The organism is Nocardiopsis akebiae (genome assembly GCF_018316795.1).
Lineage (GTDB): Bacteria > Actinomycetota > Actinomycetes > Streptosporangiales > Streptosporangiaceae > Nocardiopsis > Nocardiopsis dassonvillei.
Map to the genome: position 1 here is coordinate 2,410,973 of NZ_CP074132.1, position 18,319 is coordinate 2,429,291.

Here is an 18,319-nt window from a genome sequence, read left to right on the forward strand (position 1 = left end):
TGGCCTTCGCCGGGGGATCCTGGTGGGAGAGCGCACGCCCCCACCGCACGCGGATGGCCGGACCGTCGGTTCCCGGCCCCGCGACCCCGTTTCGCGTCGCGCCCCTCTCCTCGCTCTCCACCCATGGGAGGACGTCCACATGCAGCAGGAGTCCGCGGCCGCCCCGAGCCGGACCGCCCCCGACACCCCGTCCCCGCGGCAGGACCCGTGTGAGTCCGAGCACCGCAACGAGATCCTGGTGGCCGGGCGGATCACCGCCCGGCCCCTCATCCGCGATCTGCCCAGCGGCGACCGGTTGGCCACGTGGCGGGTCTGTGTGGCCCGCACCCGCGACAGCCGCTACCGCGGGCGCCGGTCCGACTCGATCACCTGCACCAGTTTCGACCGCGACCTGCACGAGGGGATCCGCGCCTGGCGGCTCGGTGACGTGGTCCGGATGACCGGGGAGCTGCGCCGCCGCACCTGGCGGGGTCGGGAGGGCGTACGCAGCGTGTGCGAGGTGGAGGTCAGGGCCGCCACCCTGGTCAGGCCGGCCCAGGGCCCCGAGCCCGGGGTGGTGCGGCGGTGAGGGCCCGCCGCGCGGGCTCACCAGCCCAGGCGGGACAGCGCCTCGCGTGCGGCCGGGCCGGACGGGTCCGCCGCACGGTCCGCCCAGACCGCGACGCACAGCGCGCGCAGTCCGTCCAGCCGGTCTCCGGCCCCCTCGACGAGCGGTGCGCCGCCGGTAACGGTCACCGTCCACCCCGCGCAGCGGGTGCGGTCGCCCTCGCGGACGACGGCCGGGTGCGTGTGGTTCATGCCCGACAGGTCCCACGCCAGGTAGCTGGGGCGCTGGTGCTCGGGTGCGGCGAGGGCGTCCATCGGGGTGGCCACCCCCGTCAGCACCAGCATCCCGGCCGCGCCGTGCGCGGTCGCGCCCTCGATGTCGGTGTCCAGCCGGTCGCCCACGATGAGGGGGTTGCGCGCTCCGGTGCGCAGGATGCCCTCCTCGTGCAGCGGACGCATGGGCTTTCCGGCGACGACGGGTTCGACCCCGGTGGCGTTGGCGATGACCCGGACGAAGGACCCGTTGCCGGGGGTCAGGCCCCACTCGCTGGGCGCGGTGGCGTCGTTGTTGCTGGCCACGTAGAACGCGCCGCGCCGGACCGCGACCGTGCCCTGGTCGAGCAGGTCGCGGGTCATGTGCCGGGAGTAGCCCTGCACCACGGCCACCACCGAGGGGCTGTCCACCGACACCGGGCGCAGTCCCATCCTGCGCACCGCCTGGCGCAGCGCGGTGTCGCCCACCACCAGTACGTCCGAGCCCGCGGGGTGGTGTTCGCCCACCAGGCGGGCGGCGGCCTCCGCGGAGGTCACCACGTCCTCGGGGGCGGCGCCCACGCCCAGTTCGGTCAGGTGCTCGGCGATGCGGGCCGGGGTGCGTCCGGCGTTGTTGGTCACGAACGCCACCCGTGCTCCGGCGGCCCGCGCCTTGCCCACCGCCTCCGGTGCCGCCGGCACGGCCCGCGGGCCGATGTAGACCACCCCGTCCAGGTCCAGGAGCATCGCGTCGTGGATCTCGTTCAGGGGGCGGTCTGCGGCGAGCAGGGACATGGCGGAGAACCCGTTCCGTGTGACGGCGGTGGTCGTCTCCCAGGCTATGGCGAGGGTCCCCTCGGCCGGGACCGTCCGCCCCGGGCCGGGGTGTGCGCCGCGTCGCTGACCCGCCGGTACGGCTGCGGGCGCCGGACGATCCGGGGCGGGGGTCACCCGTCCCGGTTCACGGTCATCCAGCTGGACGCGAAGGCCACCGCCCCGGGGAGGGAGAACAGCCGTGCGGTGGCCTCGCCCACGGGGCCCGAGGCCACGGCCCCGGTGCTCTCGAAGTCGGCGCCCAGCCGTGCGAAGTCCTCCTCGTCCAGGAGCACGTCGGTGAAGGCCACCCACTCCCGGCCGCCGTCCGGGGCCAGGACCGCGCACCCGGACCGCTCCGAGCGGGGCCGCGGGACGCGGTACTCGGCCAGGTGGAAGGCGGTGCAGGAGTCGAACCCCGTGCCCAGCAGCAGGACCCTGGCCCGGACGCGTTCCAACGCGGCGAGCGGGGAGTCCTCGCCCAGGCGGCAGCCGACCGGGTGGTGCGCCATGAGGTCGCGGGCGCGGGGTCCCAGGGCGGCGAAGGAGGTCTGCGGGTTCGCGCTGCGGACCGCGCCCGGCCAGGTGCGCACCATCTCCGGGACCCGGCCCATGTACCTGCTCGGTGTAAGGCGCGGGTCGAACCCGGGCGCCTGCGCGCGGATGACCGGCCACCAGTCCTCGGGGACCGGGGGGTCGCGCCACCCGGCGGGGTCGGTGTTGTCCATGGTCTGGGTGGGCACGACGAGTGTTCCCCGGGAGCCGACGGCGTCCATGAGGGCCTGCACGAGGGCCTGTTCACCGCCGCACACCCAGCCCAGCGCGCTGAGGGAGGTGTGCACGAGGAGGGTGTCGGCGGGCGCGACCCCCAGCGCGGTCAGGTCGCGGGCCAGGTAGGCCCGGGTCTGCGGTCGGCCGGGGTTCTTCGCTCGGGTGGGCACGCTGTGGACTCCTCGGCTGGAAGGGAACGGAGCAGATCACCATGGGTACAGCAGGCGGCCGGTGCCGGGCCAGTGGATATCGGATGGTCGGGGCCGGGGGCGCGCCGGGGGCGGGGGGTGGGGAAAACCCCAGGGTGCCCGTACGGTCGGCACCGTGGTCGCGGACGGGTCGCGCCGAGCAGGATGGTCCCCATGTCCCTGACCAGAATCGCGGCGGCGGGCCTGGCCGCCGCCCTCCTGCTGCTCGCCGCCGCACCCGCCCGGGCCGAGGTCCCCGACACGGCCCCGGGCGCGCTGACCCCCGAGGCCGTGGACGCCTACGTGTCCGACTACCTGGACGCCTCACCCCTTCCGGGGGCCGCCGTCGCCGTGACCCGGGGCACCGAGGTGGTGCGCGCGGCGGGCTACGGCACCGACTCGGAGGGCCGGGCGATCACCGCCGACACCGCCATGGGTGTGGCCTCGGTCAGCAAGGCCTTCACCGCCCTGGCCGTCATGCAGCTCGTGGAGGAGGGCGCGCTCGCGCTCGACGACCCGGTGGCGCGGCACCTGCCGGGGTTCGTCCTCGACGACCCGCGTGCCGACCTCGTCACCGTCCGCCAGCTGCTCACCCACACCTCGGGGATGTCCGACACCGCCTTCCGGGAGAAGAGCGCCCCCGCCGCCGAGGACCTGGAGGGGCGCTCGCCAGGATGGCCGACGCCGGGCTGGCCGCAGATCCGGGCACCGAGTTCCACTACCACAACCCCAACTACCACGTCGCGGCCCGGCTGGTGGAGGTCCTCGGCGGCCGCGCCTTCGGCGAGTACATGGACGAGCGCGTGTTCACACCGCTGGGCATGGACGACACGGTCACCGTCGACACCGCGGAGGAGGTCTTCGCGGCGGGGGTGGCGCCCGGGCACGTCGCCGTCCTGGGCGGGGCCGTCGCGGCGCCCGAGCCGCAGAGCTACTTCAACGGCGCGGGCGGCATGGTCACCACCGCGCACGACATGGCCCGCTGGCTGGTCGCGCAGAACAACGGGGGACGGGGAGCCGACGGCGCCCGCGTCCTGTCGGAGGAGGGGATCACCGCCACTCACACTCCCGTCGGCGGCGCGGGCGGCGACACCGCGCTGGGCTGGAACGCCGGGGAGAGCCCGGCGGGCGACCCGATGGTCTCGCACGGGGGCATCCAGTTCACCTACACCGCACACCAGGCGCTGCTGCCCGGGAGCGGGTACGGCATCGCGGTGATGGCCAACACCGGGCTGGGCAGCGCCGACGCCTCCGCGCTGCTGTACGGGCTGGTGGCCCTGGCCGAGGGCGGGGAGCCCGCCGCGTCGGGCGCTCCGGTGCTGTTCGCGCTCGACCTGGTGTCGGCCGCCCTGGTCGGGCTGACCGGCTATCTCTCCCAGCGGGGTGTGCGGCGCGCCGGTGTCTGGGCGGAGGCCGTCCGTGTGCGCCCCCGGTGGCGCGGCGCGGTGCGCCTGCTGCCGGGGCTGGCCGTCATGGTCGCGGCCGTGTTCCCGAACCGGTTGGCGGCGCTGCTGGCCCAGGGCCGCGACATGACCTGGGGGCAGACCTTCTACCTGGCCCCCGCCCCCCTCGTCCTGCTGGTGGCCGCCGCGCTCGCCTTCGCCGTGGTGTACGCGGCCCGGGCGGCCCGCCTGGTCGGAGCGCGGCGGTCGGCCCGGAGCCGCTCCCTCAGTCCAGGAGGCGCATGACCAGACCCGTGCGCGGTTTGGGGCCGAACGAGGTGGACTTGCGGGGGGTCAGCTCCCCGCGGTCGGCCACCGCGTACACCTGTTCCACGCGCAGCGGGGGCACGATGACGGCCGTGCCCTTCTCGTCGCGGGCGGCGGCGACCGCCTCGGCCGGGTCGTCGTGCACCATCCGCACCCGCTCCTCCGGTACCTCCCACAGCGGAAGCAGCACCTGGTGCAGGGCGGCCGTGGACAGGTGCCGCCACTGCGGGGAGCGGTCGGGCATGACCCGCTCCAGCGCCCGCTCGTCGAAGCCGTGCACCATGCGGGCGTCGCCCTCGGCGGAGACCAGCAGCAGGGCGGGCGCCTCCACCCCGTCCAGAGCGTGTGCGCGGGGGTCCGCGACCCTTTCCACGGAGGCCACCGCGCGGGCGGCCTCGGCCGCGGCGTCGGTGTCCAGGCCGGGCAGCACCCGGTGGATGGCGCCCAGCCGGGGCGGGTGGGTGTCGCTGTCCACGAGCAGGGCCAGCCCGTAGCGCCAGCCCGGGTCGTCGTGGGCGGCGCGCAGGCGCCGGTAGGCGGCGTAGCGGTGGTGTCCGTCGGCGATCAGCGCGGACCGGCCCGCCAGGTCGGCGCTGACGCGTCGCAGCACGGCGGGGTCGGTGACCGCCCACAGCCGGTGCTCGGCTCCGTCGCGGGTGCGCGCGTGCGTCAGCGGCGTGCCCGCGACCGCCTCGGTGGCGGCCGACGCGTACCCGTCGCCGCCCCGGTAGACCAGGAAGATCGGTTCGAGGTTGGCCCGGGCCATGCCCATGAGGTGGAACCGGTCGCGCACCGGCGGGTCGGCCACGTCCTCGTGCGGGCGGACGGCGGGTTCTGCGCCCTCCTCTGGCAGGCGCAGGTTGCCCACCAGTCCGCGCTGGCGCCGCCCGTCGGCCGTGACCTGCTCGTACACGTACAGCGCCGGTCGCGGATCCAGCGCTAGCACCCCGTCGTCGATCCAGCTGCGCAGCAGGTCGGCGGCCGTGCGGTAGCGGCGCGGCACGGCCGTCCCCGTTCCGGCGGGGCTCTGGCGGCTCAGCTCGAAGGGCAGCGTGACCCGCGCCGCGTTGTGCGGGTCGGAGCGCTGGAGCGCCCGCGCCTCGTCGGCGTCGGGGATGTCGTAGGGAGGGGCCAGGAGTCGTGCTAGGTCGAACTCCCCGTCGACGAAGCGGTCCGCGTCGGGGTCGGTGTAGCGCAGACCGCGGAAGGGCGCCAGTTCGAGAGGTTGGCGTGGCATCCCAGCACGGTACCCGTCACCGTTCGCCGTTCGGGCGCCGCGCGGTCTGCTCAGAGGAGTTTTCGCACGCGCAGCATGTCGCCGACGCTGGCGTCGATCCTGACCCGGCGGCCGAGCACGGCCTTGGCCACGTCCAGGCGGTCCTCGGCCAGGGCCACGAGGTCCTCGCTGCTCACGGTGATCCGCACCTGTGCCCGGGGCGCGGGCCGGTCCGCGGTGCGGTGGGTGACGTCGACCAGGCCGTAGAGGGTGAGGCGCATGTCGAAGACGGCCTCCAGGTCGGGGACCTCCACGCTCAGGGAGCGTTCGCGGATGTACTTGCGGCGCTTCTCGTCGGGTTGGGCGAGGATGCGCTGGTTCACCTTCTCGATGCCGGCGAGACACGTGTCGATGCTGCTCATGGCCACATCATGCCCCAGGCGCCGGGCGTTCGCGTCCTTGTGGTGCCATCGGGACGAATGGGGCGGTCTTGGGAGTTCGCGTGTCAACGGCGGTTCGGTCCCGGTAGCGTTGGCCACGGCCCCCCGTCGCGCAGCGGCTCGCCCTGCCCGCGCCCCTTCCCCTTTCGCGGTCCCACCAAGGAGCACTTGTCATCATGGTCGTCGACGCGGTACGCACCTACCTCGATGCCGCCAGTGGCCTCACCGAACTCTCGCGCAAGCAGGCCGTCGCCGCGGCCAAGGCCCTGCTCAGGGCGAACGGTCCCGCCGCGCCGGCCGCGGCGGAGGGGGAGAGCCTGCCGCCGCGGGTGGGGCAGAGCATCCAGAACCTGGCCGGGGAGCTCATCGAGACCAGCCAGGCCAACCGCGCGGCCATCGCCGAGCTGGTCCGCTCCGAGGTCGGGCGCCAGCTGGAGCGGATGGACGTGGTGCCGCGCGCCGACCACGAGCGGCTGGTGCGCCGGGTCGCCGAACTCGAACGCCGCCTGGCCGCCCGCCACGCGGTCGAGCGCGTTCTGGCCCCCGTCGAGGCGGGCGCGTCCTCGTCGGTGCGCCCCGCGGCCGCCGCGGAGGCCGACGGTTCCGGGGCCGGGGTGTCCGCCGGTGCCGGTGCCGCGGACGGGTCCGGCGAGGGAGGTGCCGGGTCGGGTGCCGAGTCCGGCTCGGTCGCGACCGAAGGCGCCGCTAAGGCCGCCGGGGCCCGGGGCGCGCAGGAGGCCGACGACGACGGCGCGGACGCCTCCGCGGACGGGGCCGGTACCGCGGCCGACGACGGGGCCGACGCCCAGCACGCAGACAAACCCGCGGCCGGGAAGCCGCGTACCGCGGCCAAGACGGCCCGCGCGCGCACCGCCGCCAAGCGCAGCACCAAGAGCAGGGGCGCCACGAAGAAGTAGAGTCGGACCAGCGCGAACACCGGGAGAGGCATGGACCCCAACGAGCAGGCCCAGGCACTGGCCGAGCAGACCCTGCGCAGTACCAGGGAGCGGCTGGAGTCGCTGGAGTCCCTGCCCACCGCCGAGCACGTCGCGGTCTTCGACACCCTGCACCAGGAGCTGTCCGGGGTGCTCGGCGCTCTCGACCAGGGCGCCGGCGCCCCCGAGCCGCCCCGGTATCCTCGGTAACCATGGCAAAACGCACCCGGCTCGACGCGGAACTGGTCCGCCGCGGGCACGCACGATCCCGTGGACACGCCGCCGAGATCATCGAGGGCGGATTCGTCAAGGTCGCGGGGATCGTGGCCTCCAAGGCCGCGACCCAGGTCGGCCAGGACCAGCCCATCGTGGTCCGTCCGCCCTCCGACGAACCCCCCTACGTCTCCCGCGGCGCCCACAAGCTCATCGGGGCCCTCGACGCCTTCGAGTTCGACGTCACCGACCGCCGGGCCCTGGACGCGGGCGCCTCCACCGGCGGGTTCACCGACGTGCTGCTTCGCCGCAGGGCGGCCCACGTCACCGCCGTGGACGTGGGTTACGGCCAACTGGCCTGGTCGCTGCGCAGCAACGACCGCGTGCGCGTGATGGAGCGGGTCAACGTTCGCGAGCTCACCCCCGAGCAGATCGGTGAGCCCCGCCCCGACCTGGTCGTGGGCGATTTGTCGTTCATCTCGCTGCGCCTGGTGCTGGGGGCGCTGCGGGACTGCGTGGCCGCCGACGCCGACTTCGTGCTCATGGTCAAGCCCCAGTTCGAGGTGGGCAAGGACAAGGTCGGCGCCGGGGGAGTGGTCCGCGAGCCGGAGCTGCGCGCCGAGGCCGTCTCCGACGTGGCCGCGCACGCCCTCACCCTGGGGCTGGGCACCGTCGGCGTCACCGCCAGTCCCCTGCCGGGCCCCTCCGGCAACGTCGAGTACTTCCTGTGGATGCGCGCGGGGGCCGCGCCCCTGGACCCGGACGCGTTGGCCCGGGCCGTGGAGGAGGGGCCGCGTTAGCGACCGTGGTGAGCGTGTCTCAGGAGTCCGGTAACGTGACCCGGCCGGGTCGGCGAACGCCCCGGCCAGCACTTCAGACTCCCCGCGGGGGAGTGAACGTAAGGGGACGGCGATGACCAGCGGACGCAGTGTTCTCCTGCTGGCCCACACCGGTCGGCCCGCCGCGGTACGCAGCGCCCAACTGGTCCACGAGAGCCTGAGCAGGGCCGGGTTGACCGTGCGCATGCTCAAGAACGAGATCGAGGAACTGGCCGCGGAGGACTGCGTGCTCTCCCCGGTCGAGGTCGTGGAGCCGGGGGATGCGGCCCGGGGCGTCGAGCTGGTCATGGTGCTCGGCGGCGACGGCACCCTGCTGCGCGCCGCGGAGATCGCCCGCCCGGCCGGGGCGCCCCTGCTGGGGGTGAACCTGGGCCACGTGGGGTTCCTGGCCGAGGCCGAGCGCGAGGACCTGGGCGCGACCGTGCGCAGTGTCGTCAACCGCGACTACTACGTCGAGGAGCGCATGACCCTGGACGTGGCGGTCTTCAACGGGGGCCGGGGCGACGGGAGCCCGCCCGTGCGCAACTGGGCGCTCAACGACGCGACCCTGGAGAAGGGCGAGGCGCGCCGCATTCTGGAGACCGTCCTGGAGATCGACGGCCGTCCGCTCTCGCGCTGGGCCTGCGACGGTGTGGTGTGCGCCACCCCCACGGGTTCCACCGCGCACGCCTTCTCCGCGGGCGGCCCGGTGGTGTGGCCGGACGTGGACGCCCTGATGGTCGTGCCGCTCAGCGCGCACGCCCTGTTCGCGCGGCCGCTGGTGGTGGGGCCCAACGCGACCGTGGCCCTGGAGGTGGTTCCGGCCACGGCGCCGGGCGTGCTCTGGTGCGATGGACGGCGTATGGTCGAATTGCCCGCGGGGGCACGAATCGAGATCACCCGCGCCGACACGCCGGTTCGGCTGGCCCGGCTGCACCGGGCGCCGTTCACCGACCGGTTGGTGGCCAAGTTCGGACTGTCGGTCGCCGGATGGCGGGGCCGTAGCGAGCACGGTCGCTGACCGGGCCGGGCGGCCCGGTGCTCGGCGCGCGTGTGTGGGCAGTGGCGTCAACTACAGGAGAGGGATCGGTGCTCGAAGAAGTCCGTATCCAGGGACTCGGGGTCATTGACGACGCCGTTTTGGAGTTGTCACCGGGGCTGACCGTCGTCACCGGCGAGACCGGCGCGGGAAAGACCATGGTCGTCACCGGGCTCGGGCTGCTCTTCGGCGGGCGGGCCGACCCCCAGCGCGTACGTCCGGGTGCGGACCGGGCCGTGGTGGAGGGGCGCCTGACCGTCCCCTCGGGCGGCCGGGTGGCCGCCCGGGTGCTGGAGGCGGGGGGCGACATCGACGACGACGTCCTCATCCTCACCCGCGCGGTGTCGGCCGAGGGCCGCTCCCGCGCCACCATGGGCGGCCGGTCCGCCCCGGTGAGCCTGCTCGCCTACCTCGCCGACGACCTGGTCGCCGTGCACGGCCAGTCCGACCAGCAGCGCCTGCTGCGCTCGGACCGGCAGCGCTCCTCCCTGGACCGCTTCGCGGGCGAGCCGCTTACCAAGGCGCTCAAGCAGTACACCGTGGCCTACCGGCGCCACCGGGAGGTGACGGCGGAGCTGGAGGAACTGGTGGAGCAGGCGCGCGAGCGCGCCCAGGAGGCCGACATGCTCCGCTTCGGCGCGGAGGAGATCGCCGCCGCCGAGCCCCAGCCCGGTGAGGACGCCGAGCTGCTCGCGGAGGAGACGCGGCTGGCGCACGCCGATAGCCTGCGCGTGGCGGCCACCACCGCCCACGAGGCGCTGGCCGGGGACCCGGCCTCCGACGTGGAGGTGGACGTGGCCGCGCTGCTCTCGGCGGCCCGGCAGGCCGTGACGGCGGTGCGTGAGCACGACGCCGAGCTGGCCGCGATCGGCGAGCGGTTGGACGAGGCCTCCTACATCCTCACCGACGCCGCCACCGAGCTGGCCTCCTACGCCGAGTCGGTGGACGCCGACCCCGCCCGTCTGGCCCTGGTACAGGAGCGCCGCGCGCTGCTCACCTCGCTCTCGCGCAAGTACGGCGCGACCACGGACGAGGTGCTGGCCTGGGCCGAGAACGCGGCCAAGCGCCTGGCCGACCTGGAGGGCGACGACGAGCGCATCGACGCGCTGCGCGCCGAGGCCGACGAGCTGCACGAGCGCATGGACCGGTTCGCAGCCGAGCTGACCCGTGTGCGCACCGAGGCCGCCGACCGGTTCGGGGAGGCCGTGACCGAGGAGCTGACCGCGCTGGCCATGCCGCACGCGCGCGTGAGCGTGCGCATCACCACGGGTGAGGAGTTCGGGCAGCACGGGCGCGACGAGGTCGAGGTCCTGCTGGCCCCGCACCCCAGTTCCCCGCCCCTGGCCCTGCACAAGGGCGCCTCGGGCGGTGAGCTCTCGCGCGTGATGCTGGCCATCGAGGTGGTCTTCGCCGGCGCCGACCCGGTGCCCACGTTCGTCTTCGACGAGGTGGACGCGGGTGTGGGCGGCAAGGCCGCGGTGGAGATCGGCCGCCGGCTGGCCCGGCTGGCCCGGCGCGCCCAGGTCATCGTGGTCACGCACCTGCCGCAGGTCGCGGCGTTCGCGGACGCCCACCTGGTGGTGGAGAAGTCCACCGAGGGCCTGGTCACCGAGAGTGGTGTGGTGCGGCTGGACCGCGGGGGCCGGGTCCGGGAGCTGTCGCGGATGCTGGCGGGGCTGGAGGACTCCGAGCTGGGCCGTGCTCACGCCGAGGAGCTGCTCACCAACGCCGATCCGGAGCGTGCCTATCCTGCGGCCTGATCTGGGCGTTGTGTACACGTTCGGAACGGATGTGTGACCTTCCGGCGTTTCGGGGTAGTGGGCGGGCAGGTCGCCGTGTTCGTCCCGGAACGGGGTGAGGTCGGCGGTCTCGACCGGAACACGCCGATCTCACAGCTGTGATGACTCTCCGTAGGTGAGTTCTGACAGTATGCCAGCGATGAAGGTATCGGATGCGCTCAGCGCCACAGTCATGCGGTTCCGCCGCACCCGGGCGGACGCTCCCACAGGGCTGATCGCGCCCGTCCGCTCGGACCGGCGCACCAAGAACCTGACCAAACGTCTGCGACCGGGCGACATCGCGGTCATCGACCACGTCGACCTGGACCGCGTCAGTGCCGAGGCCCTGGTGGGCTGCGGTGTGTCGGCGGTCCTCAACGTCGCCACGAGCATCAGCGGCCGCTACCCCAACCAGGGGCCGGAGATGATCGTGGAAGCGGGGATCCCCCTGGTCGACGACGTCGACCCCGAGGTGTTCACCCGCGTCCGCGACGGTGAGCGGCTCCGCCTGGAGGGCGCCACCCTGTACCGCGGCGACGAGGTCGTCGCGCGCGGCACCCTCCAGGACCAGGGGACCGTCAGCGCGGCGATGGAGGAGGCCCGCGCGGGGCTGGCCACACAGTTGGAGGCCTTCGCCGCCAACACCATGGCCTACCTCCAGCACGAGCGCGACCTGCTCTTGGACGGCATCGGCATCCCCACCATCGAGACCGACATCGAGGGCCGCCACGTCCTCATCGTGGTCCGCGGCTACCACTACCGGGAGGACATCGCGGCGCTGCGGCCCTACATCCGCGAGTTCCGGCCGGTCATCATCGCCGTGGACGGCGGGGCGGACGCGGTCATGGAGGCGGGGTACAAGCCCGACATCATCGTCGGCGACTTCGACTCGGTCTCGGACCGGGCGCTGGCCAGCGGGGCCGAGCTGGTGGTGCACGCCTACCGCGACGGCAGGGCCCCGGGCCTGCCCAGGCTCACCGACCTGGGGCACGGCGCGGTGGTCTTCCCCGCCACGGGCACCAGCGAGGACGTGGCGATGATGCTCGCCGACGGCGCGGGCGCCGCGCTCATCGTGGCCGTGGGCACCCACGCCACCCTGGAGGAGTTCCTCGACAAGGGCAGGGCGGGAATGGCCAGCACCTTCCTGACCCGGTTGCGGGTGGGCGGCAAGCTCGTCGACGCCAAGGGCGTCAGCCGCCTGTACCGCTCGCGCATATCCCCCTGGGCCCTGCTCGGGCTGGTCGCGGCCTGCCTGCTCACCATCGTGGTCGCCGCCTACAGCTCACCGGCGGGCCAGGTCTACCTCACCTTTCTCGCGGCGCGCTGGGACGCGTTCTCCTACTGGTTGACAGGGCTGTTGACGTGATCGATTTCCGCTACCACCTGGTGTCCATCGTCGCGGTGTTCCTCGCGCTCACCGTGGGGCTCGTCCTGGGAACCACCATGCTCCAGGACCCGCTGCTCAACACGCTCCAGTCCGAGACCGCCGACCTGCGCGGCCAGAGCGAGGAACTGCGCGCCGAGCGCGACGCCGCCGACCAGGTCAACGCCGGGGCCGACCGGATGGCCGAAGCCGTGTCCGACGACACGCTCGCCGATCTGCTCACCGACCTGGGCGTGGTGGTCGTGAGCGCTCCCGGAGCCGACACCGAGACGGCCGACGCCCTGGCCGGGCGCGTGGAGCAGGCGGGCGGCGAGGTCGTCGGCCGGGTCCAGATCAGCGACGCGTTCCTGGACGGCGGCAACGCCACGTTCGTCGACGAGTTGGCCCTGCAGATCACCCGGGACCCCCAGGACCTGTCCGGCAGCCCCCACGAGAAGGCGGGCGCCGAGATCGGCCGAGCCCTGGCCGCCGCGGAGGAGGAGCCCTCCGAGGAGGGGGAGCCCGGTGACGAGGAGGCGTCCCCGTCCGACGACCCGTCCGCCCGCGAGGGGGAGGGCGGTGATGGCGGCTACGACCCGTCGGCCGTCCTGGAGGCCTTCACCGAGGGCGGGCTGATCACGGTCGAGGGGGACCCCGCCGAGTCCTCCGACGCCGTGGTCGTCCTCGCGCCCTCGGGCGGGTCCTCGCCCGAGGGTCAGGACCCGCAGACCGCCAACGCCGTGCTGAACACCATCACCACGGCCCTGCACCAGGAGGTCGGCGCCACCGTCGTGGCCGGTGACGGGCCCTCCGCCCGGGGCGAGGGGATGCTCGCGCAGGCGCGCGCCGCGGAGGCGGCCTTCGCCACCGTGGACGTGGCCAGCCGTCCGATGGGCGAGGTCATCACGGTCCTGGCCCTGGCCGAGAACCTGGAGGAGGCCGGGGGAGCGTACGGCATCGGCGAGGGGGTGGCGGCCTTCCTCCCCGACCCGCTGCCCGAGCCGCGCGAGGTCTCCTCCGAGGCCTCCGCGGAGCCCACCGGGAGCGAGCGCGCCAGCGACGCGGGCGGCGGCACCGAAGAGGCCCGCCGCACCGTCCGGGACGGGGAGTGACACCGTTGACCGCCCCCGTCCCCCTCGCGGACCCCGGGTCCGCGCCCGCGCGGTTCCTGGCCCAGGGCCTGACCGGCGCCCTGCTCGGAGCCGCCGCGGCCTCCACGGCCTACTCCCTGCTCACCCGGGGCGGCCGCGCCCGGCCCGGAGCCGCCCGTGTGGTCGTCCCCGTCGCACCGGACGCAGACGCCACGCCACGCACGCCCGTCGCCCCGCCCGCGCCCGACGTGTCGAACGCGTTCGCCGCACCGGACACACCCAGCGCGTCCGCCGCTGCGGGCTCTTCCGGCACACCCGAAGCGCCGGACGTCTGGCTGCGCACCAACTTCCGCGGCCGCCGCGTCACCCTGCGCCAGGGGCCCGCGCTGGCCTGCGGCGTGTGCGCGGCCGTCCTGCTCGTGCCCGGCCCCGGCCCGCGCGTGCGCGCCGCCTCCGCGCTGGCCGCGGCGGGGGCCGCCGCCTTCGGGGTCTACGACGACCTGGCGGGCTCGTCCCGGGCCCGAGGCCTGCGCGGGCACCTGGGCGCCCTTGCGGGCGGCCGGGTCACCACCGGCATGGTCAAGATGGCTGGCATCGGGGCCACCGGGGTCGCCGCCGCAAGCCTGCTGCGCCGCTCGCCGCTGGACACCGTGCTGGACGGCGCGCTCATCGCCGCCAGCGCCAACCTGCTCAACCTGTTCGACCTGCGCCCCGGACGCGCGGCCAAGGTCGCTCTGTTCGCCGCCGCCCCCGCCCTGGCCTCCCCGGCCGCGCCGCTGCTGGGCCCCGTAGTGGGCGCCTCGGCCGCGCTGCTGCCCGACGAGCTCTCCGAGCGCTCCATGCTCGGCGACGCCGGGGCCAACGCCCTGGGCGCCGCCCTGGCGCGGCCGCCGCGGCCCGGGCGCCCCGCCCCGTGCGCGCGGCGCTGCTCGCGGGGGTCGCCGCCCTGACCCTGGCCAGCGAGCGCGTCAGCTTCTCCCGCGTCATCGACCGCGTCCCGGCCCTGCGCCGCCTCGACCGCTGGGGCAGGCACGAGTGAGACGGCCACGGTGTCCCGTACCATCCAGGGGGTGACGCGCGGAGTAGGCACGGCGGCGGCGCTGATCGCGGTGGTCACGGTGGGGGCCAGACTGGCGGGGTTCGGGCGCACCGCGGTCTTCTCCCAGACCGTCGGCGACACCTGTCTGGGCACCGCCTACGTCACCGCCAACCAGCTGCCCGCCGTCCTGTTCGAGATCGTCATCGGCGGGGCGCTCACCGCGGTGGTCGTTCCGGTGCTGGCCGCCGCCGCCGAGCGCGGCGACCGCGAGCGGGTGCGCCACACCGCCTCTGCGCTCATCACCTGGGTCCTGCTGCTGGCCGTGCCGCTGTCGGCGCTGCTCGCCCTGGTCTCGGTCCCGGCGATGTCGCTCATGCTGGGCGCGGGCGGGGGCTGCGACCGGGGCGCGCTGCTCGGACTGGCCGCCCGCATGCTCGCGGTCTTCGCCCCGCAGATCGTCCTCTACGGCCTGGCCTCGGTGCTCTACGGCGTCCTGCAGTCCCACCGCCGCTTCCTGGCCCCCGCCCTGGCCCCGCTGGTGTCCAGCCTGGTGGTCATCGCCGCCTACGTGGCCTTCGTGCCGCTGGGAGCCGACCACCGCCAGGACGTGGCTGGCCTGCCGCTGGCGGCCGAGCTGACCCTGTCCCTGGGCACCACCGCCGGGGCGGCGGCGCTCTTCCTCACGGTCGTGGGGCCCGCCCGGCGGCTGCGGGTGCGGCCCCGGCCGCGGCTGACCTTCCCGCCGGGGGTGGGCGGGCGCGTGCGCTCCCTGGCGCTGGCCTCCCTGCTGCCGCTGGCGGCCATGCAGCTGTGCCTGCTGCTGTTCGTGGCCCTGGCCAACCGGGGCGGCGGCGCGGGGGCGGCCGTGCTCCACACCTACGCCTGGGCCCTGTTCACCCTGCCCTACGGGGTGATCGCGGTGCCCATCGCCACCAGCGCGTTCACCGCCCTGGCGGTCGCGCACGCCGAACACGACCGGCGGGGGTACGCCTCCCTGGTGGCCGGCGGCGCCCGCGCCTGCGTGGTGGTCACCGCTGGGGTGGGCGCCTCCCTGGCCGCCGCCGCGGCCCCGGTGGCCCTGGTCTTCGCCCAGCACGACCCCGTGACCCTGGAGCGCGCCCTGCTCGCCTACGCTCCCGGTGTGGTGGGCTTCGGGCTGGTGGCCCTGCTCAGCCGGGCCCTGTACGCCTCGCACCACGGGCGCCTGGCGGCCACGGCTCAGGTGGTGGGGTGGCTGGTGGTGATGTTGTGTGCTGTGGTGTTGGTGTGGACGTTGCCGCAGGGCTGGTCCATCGCCGGGCTGGGCGCGGCCAGCACGGTCGGTCTGAGCCTGGCCGCGGCCCTGCTGTGCGCGGCGGTGGCGCGCACGCACGGTCGGGAGACCCTGACGGGCCTGGCGCGCTCGGCGCTGGCCGCGGTGCTGGGCGGTGTGGTCGGGTGGAGCGCGGGGCGCGCGGTGGCCGCGGCCCTGCCCGCGGACGGCGTGTGGCAGACGGTGGCGGCGGCCGCGGTGTCGGCGACGGCGGCGCTGGCCGCCTACGCGGCCGTCGCGGCGGTGGTGGACCGTCCGGCGGTGCGCGCCGTCGCCGACCGGGTCGGGACCGTACTCGAACGCAGGAGGGAGAGGCGTTGAACGCCAGGATCGCGCTGGTCATCGGTACCAGCAGTGGAGGGGTGGGCCGCCACGTGCGCTCGCTGGGCGCGGGCCTGGCCGCGCGCGGCCACCGGGTGGCGGTACTGGGCCCGGCCTCCGCCGAGCGCGAGTTCGGCTTCACCTCGGAGGGCATGCGCTTCTCCCCGGTCGGCATCGGAGCGGCGCCCTCCGCGGGCGATCCCGGCGCCGTGCTGCGCCTGCGCGCCCTGACCCGGGGCGCGGACGTGGTCCACGCGCACGGTCTGCGGGCCGGGGCCCTGTGCGCGCTGGCCGGCGCCTCTCCGCTGGTGGTGACCGCGCACAACGCACCGCCGCTGGTGCGGGGGGCGCTGTCGGCTGCCTACCCGGTGCTGGAGCGGATCGTGGCGCACCGCGCGGACGTGGTGCTGGGGGTGTCGGGCGACCTGGTGCGCAGGCTGCGCTCGGTCGGGGCGCGCGACGCGCGGCTGGCGGTGGTGGCCGCTCCCGAGACCGGCGCTCCGGTGAACGGGCGCGAGGCCACCCGGGCCGACCTGGCTGTGCTGCCGGAGCGGCCGCTGCTGCTGACCGTCGCCCGCCTGGCCGAGCAGAAGGGGTTGGACATGCTCCTGGCGGCGGCGCCGGCCATCGCCGACCGCCGCCCCGAACCGGTGGTGGCGATCGCCGGGGACGGGCCCCTGTGGGGGGAGTTGCACGACACGGCCGCGGAGATGCGCGCGGACGTGCGCATGCTGGGGCACCGCGCGGACGTGGCCGACCTGTTGGCGGCGGCGGACGTGTTCTGCCTGACCAGTCAGTGGGAGGGGCCCTCGCTGGTGATCATGGAGGCGCTGCGCGCGGGGCTGCCGGTGGTCTCCACCCGGGTCGGCGGCATCCCGGACCTGTACTCGGGGACGGTGCTGATGGTGCCGCCGGGGGATCCCGCGGCCTTCTCCGCCGCCGTGGGCCGGGTGCTGGACGACCCGGCGCTGGCCGAGGACCTGCGGGCCCGATCGCGCGAGGCGGCCAAGGCGCTGCCGAGCGAGGAGGACGCGGTGGAGGCCGCCGCGGGCGTGTACAAGGCGGTGCTGCGCGGGTGAGGCGGGACGTGCGGGCGCCCTGGGGCGGGATGGCCCCGGGGTCGGGTGGACCTGTCCCCGGGGTGCGGTCGATGCCACCTTCGCCGGGACTTCACCCCGCGGGGGTGTAGATGTCATCCTGGACTACGGTCCGGTGTGTGCCGCCCACGGTGCGGCACCGGTATCCTGGCCTGACACGTGAGGGGAGTATCCCTGTCGCGGCGGTGTCGTCATCACGGCGGACAATGTCGTCCTCCCGGTGCCGCCGGTTCGCAGCGCCTAGCTGTGAGCGGGAGAGACCTCCGGTGGTTCGACGTGCGTGCACACCGCTCGCGCGCACTGACCGGAGGAGAGACTTTCCGTGAACGTTCCCTTGTGGTTGTGGGCTGCCACGATCGGCGCCATGGTCGCCATCCTGGTGATCGACCTCATCATCGTCGACCACCCCTGGAGCAAGACGAAGGGCCCCCAGGAGTTCGGCATGAAGCAGGCCGCCTGGTGGGCGGCCTTCTACATCGGTATCGCCATCATCTTCGGTTTCGGCGTCTGGTACTTCGGCGGAGGCGCCGCGGGCGCCGAGTACTTCGCCGGGTTCGTCACCGAGAAGAGCCTGAGCATCGACAACCTCTTCGTGTTCTACCTTCTGATGGGCTCCTTCGCGGTGCCCAAGAAGTACCAGCACGAGGTCCTGCTCGTCGGCATCGTCATCGCGCTGGTCATGCGCGGTATCTTCATCGTCCTGGGCGCCCAGGTCATCAACGCCTGGAGCGAGGTCTTCTACCTCTTCGGCGCCTTCCTGATCTACACCGGTTACAAGATCGTCCGCGACCACGTGAAGGGCGACGAGGAGGAGAAGGACTTCACCCAGACCCCGGTGGTCCGCCTCCTCAAGCGCTTCTGGCCGGTGACCGACGACTACCACGGTGCCCACCTCACCGTGAAGCTCGACGGCCGCCGCCACATCACGCCGATGCTGCTGGTCATCGTCGCGATCGGCATGATCGACCTGGTCTTCGCGGTCGACTCCATCCCGGCGATCTTCGGTCTGACCCAGGACGCCTACATCGTCTTCACCGCCAACGCCTTCGCCCTGCTGGGCCTGCGCCAGCTGTACTTCCTGCTGGCCGGTCTGATGGACCGCCTGGCCTACATCAGCTGGGGCCTGTCGGCGATCATGGTCTTCATCGGCGTCAAGATGATCCTGCACGCCCTGCACGAGAACGGCGTGCACGTGCCCGAGGTCGGCATCGGCCTGTCCCTGACCGTCATCCTGGGCATCATGACCGTCACCATCGTCGGCAGCCTGATCAAGTCCCGCGCCGACGAGCGCAAGAACCCCGAGCTCAAGACCGAGCGCGACCCCTCGGTCGACTCCCCGGCGGACCGCTCCTGAGCGGACGGCGGACCCGCGGGCCCG

General features: G+C 74.5%; 16 protein-coding genes and 2 pseudogenes. 14 read left to right on the top strand and 4 right to left on the bottom strand.

The window, feature by feature from the left end:
* Positions 1 to 139 precede the first annotated feature (139 nt).
* Positions 140 to 568 (top strand): single-stranded DNA-binding protein, encoded by a 429-nt coding sequence (locus KGD83_RS10415; protein ID WP_212643585.1) that lies wholly within the window; start codon positions 140 to 142, stop codon positions 566 to 568.
* 17 nt (positions 569 to 585) lie between these two features.
* Here the strand turns inward: KGD83_RS10415 and KGD83_RS10420 are convergent, their stop codons facing one another.
* Both KGD83_RS10420 and KGD83_RS10425 read right to left on the bottom strand, forming a co-directional pair.
* Positions 586 to 1,593 (bottom strand): HAD-IIA family hydrolase, encoded by a 1,008-nt coding sequence (locus KGD83_RS10420; protein ID WP_212643586.1) that lies wholly within the window; start codon positions 1,591 to 1,593, stop codon positions 586 to 588.
* 152 nt (positions 1,594 to 1,745) lie between these two features.
* Positions 1,746 to 2,552, bottom strand: coding sequence for an aminoglycoside N(3)-acetyltransferase (locus tag KGD83_RS10425; RefSeq protein ID WP_212643587.1), 807 nt, complete (start codon positions 2,550 to 2,552; stop codon positions 1,746 to 1,748).
* A 192-nt stretch (positions 2,553 to 2,744) separates the two neighbouring features.
* Between KGD83_RS10425 and KGD83_RS29100 the strand changes: the two are divergent.
* Together KGD83_RS29100 and KGD83_RS10430 are read left to right on the top strand one after the other, a co-directional pair.
* A pseudogene (locus KGD83_RS29100) lies at positions 2,745 to 3,146 on the top strand (serine hydrolase domain-containing protein); the annotation flags it as partial.
* 98 nt (positions 3,147 to 3,244) lie between these two features.
* Positions 3,245 to 4,258 carry a serine hydrolase domain-containing protein gene (locus KGD83_RS10430; RefSeq protein WP_338036953.1) on the top strand — a complete coding sequence of 338 codons (1,014 nt, stop codon included), beginning with the start codon at positions 3,245 to 3,247 and terminating at the stop codon, positions 4,256 to 4,258.
* Here the strand turns inward: KGD83_RS10430 and KGD83_RS10435 are convergent.
* Both KGD83_RS10435 and KGD83_RS10440 read right to left on the bottom strand, forming a co-directional pair.
* Positions 4,239 to 5,516: a DUF1015 family protein gene (locus tag KGD83_RS10435; protein WP_212643588.1), complete on the bottom strand. Its 1,278-nt coding sequence runs from the start codon at positions 5,514 to 5,516 to the stop codon at positions 4,239 to 4,241. The two genes, KGD83_RS10430 and KGD83_RS10435, sit on opposite strands and share 20 nt — an antisense overlap.
* 50 nt (positions 5,517 to 5,566) lie before the next feature.
* On the bottom strand, positions 5,567 to 5,917 hold the full coding sequence (locus KGD83_RS10440) for an SCP2 sterol-binding domain-containing protein (protein WP_212643589.1): 351 nt from the start codon (positions 5,915 to 5,917) through the stop codon (positions 5,567 to 5,569).
* 194 nt (positions 5,918 to 6,111) lie between these two features.
* Between KGD83_RS10440 and KGD83_RS10445 the strand changes: the two genes are divergently transcribed.
* The 11 genes and pseudogenes from KGD83_RS10445 to KGD83_RS10495 all read left to right on the top strand — a co-directional run bounded on the left by KGD83_RS10445 (position 6,112) and on the right by KGD83_RS10495 (position 18,295).
* Positions 6,112 to 6,852, top strand: a complete 741-nt coding sequence (locus tag KGD83_RS10445; protein ID WP_212643590.1) for a coiled-coil domain-containing protein — start codon at positions 6,112 to 6,114, stop codon at positions 6,850 to 6,852.
* 30 nt (positions 6,853 to 6,882) lie between these two features.
* A complete protein-coding gene (locus tag KGD83_RS10450) occupies positions 6,883 to 7,080 on the top strand; it encodes a hypothetical protein (protein WP_212643591.1) in 198 nt (65 codons plus the stop codon).
* 2 nt (positions 7,081 to 7,082) lie between these two features.
* A complete protein-coding gene (locus tag KGD83_RS10455) occupies positions 7,083 to 7,883 on the top strand; it encodes a TlyA family RNA methyltransferase (protein WP_212643592.1) in 801 nt (266 codons plus the stop codon).
* Positions 7,884 to 7,995: 112 nt separating this feature from the next.
* Positions 7,996 to 8,922 (top strand): NAD kinase, encoded by a 927-nt coding sequence (locus tag KGD83_RS10460; RefSeq protein WP_212643593.1) that lies wholly within the window; start codon positions 7,996 to 7,998, stop codon positions 8,920 to 8,922.
* 68 nt (positions 8,923 to 8,990) lie between these two features.
* Positions 8,991 to 10,700, top strand: coding sequence for a DNA repair protein RecN (gene recN, locus KGD83_RS10465; RefSeq protein WP_212643594.1), 1,710 nt, complete (start codon positions 8,991 to 8,993; stop codon positions 10,698 to 10,700).
* Between the two features lie 211 nt (positions 10,701 to 10,911).
* Entirely contained in the window at positions 10,912 to 12,084 is a 1,173-nt protein-coding gene (steA, locus tag KGD83_RS10470; protein ID WP_212644365.1) for a putative cytokinetic ring protein SteA, read from the top strand.
* Complete coding sequence (locus KGD83_RS10475) at positions 12,081 to 13,193, top strand: copper transporter (protein WP_212643595.1); 1,113 nt, start codon at positions 12,081 to 12,083, stop codon at positions 13,191 to 13,193. The genes steA and KGD83_RS10475 overlap by 4 nt, the downstream gene beginning before the upstream one ends.
* Before the next feature lie 5 nt (positions 13,194 to 13,198).
* Positions 13,199 to 14,211 (top strand): annotated as a pseudogene (locus KGD83_RS10480) (hypothetical protein).
* Positions 14,212 to 14,221: 10 nt separating this feature from the next.
* On the top strand, positions 14,222 to 15,844 hold the full coding sequence (gene murJ, locus KGD83_RS10485) for a murein biosynthesis integral membrane protein MurJ (RefSeq protein ID WP_212643596.1): 1,623 nt from the start codon (positions 14,222 to 14,224) through the stop codon (positions 15,842 to 15,844).
* Positions 15,841 to 16,923, top strand: a complete 1,083-nt coding sequence (locus tag KGD83_RS10490) for a glycosyltransferase family 4 protein (RefSeq protein WP_212643597.1) — start codon at positions 15,841 to 15,843, stop codon at positions 16,921 to 16,923. Before murJ ends, KGD83_RS10490 begins: the two co-directional genes overlap by 4 nt.
* 340 nt (positions 16,924 to 17,263) lie before the next feature.
* Positions 17,264 to 18,295: a TerC family protein gene (locus KGD83_RS10495; RefSeq protein ID WP_212643598.1), complete on the top strand. Its 1,032-nt coding sequence runs from the start codon at positions 17,264 to 17,266 to the stop codon at positions 18,293 to 18,295.
* Positions 18,296 to 18,319: the final 24 nt, after the last annotated feature.

Coding starts and splice junctions, on each gene's coding strand:
- KGD83_RS10445 (WP_212643590.1), top strand. CDS start 6,112: ATGGTCGTCGACGCGGTACGCACCTACCTCGATGCCGCCAGTGGCCTC.
- KGD83_RS10415 (WP_212643585.1), top strand. CDS start 140: ATGCAGCAGGAGTCCGCGGCCGCCCCGAGCCGGACCGCCCCCGACACC.
- KGD83_RS10435 (WP_212643588.1), bottom strand. CDS start 5,516: ATGCCACGCCAACCTCTCGAACTGGCGCCCTTCCGCGGTCTGCGCTAC.
- KGD83_RS10430 (WP_338036953.1), top strand. CDS start 3,245: ATGGCCGACGCCGGGCTGGCCGCAGATCCGGGCACCGAGTTCCACTAC.
- KGD83_RS10455 (WP_212643592.1), top strand. CDS start 7,083: ATGGCAAAACGCACCCGGCTCGACGCGGAACTGGTCCGCCGCGGGCAC.
- KGD83_RS10420 (WP_212643586.1), bottom strand. CDS start 1,593: ATGTCCCTGCTCGCCGCAGACCGCCCCCTGAACGAGATCCACGACGCG.
- KGD83_RS10450 (WP_212643591.1), top strand. CDS start 6,883: ATGGACCCCAACGAGCAGGCCCAGGCACTGGCCGAGCAGACCCTGCGC.
- KGD83_RS10440 (WP_212643589.1), bottom strand. CDS start 5,917: ATGAGCAGCATCGACACGTGTCTCGCCGGCATCGAGAAGGTGAACCAG.
- KGD83_RS10460 (WP_212643593.1), top strand. CDS start 7,996: ATGACCAGCGGACGCAGTGTTCTCCTGCTGGCCCACACCGGTCGGCCC.
- steA (WP_212644365.1), top strand. CDS start 10,912: ATGCGGTTCCGCCGCACCCGGGCGGACGCTCCCACAGGGCTGATCGCG.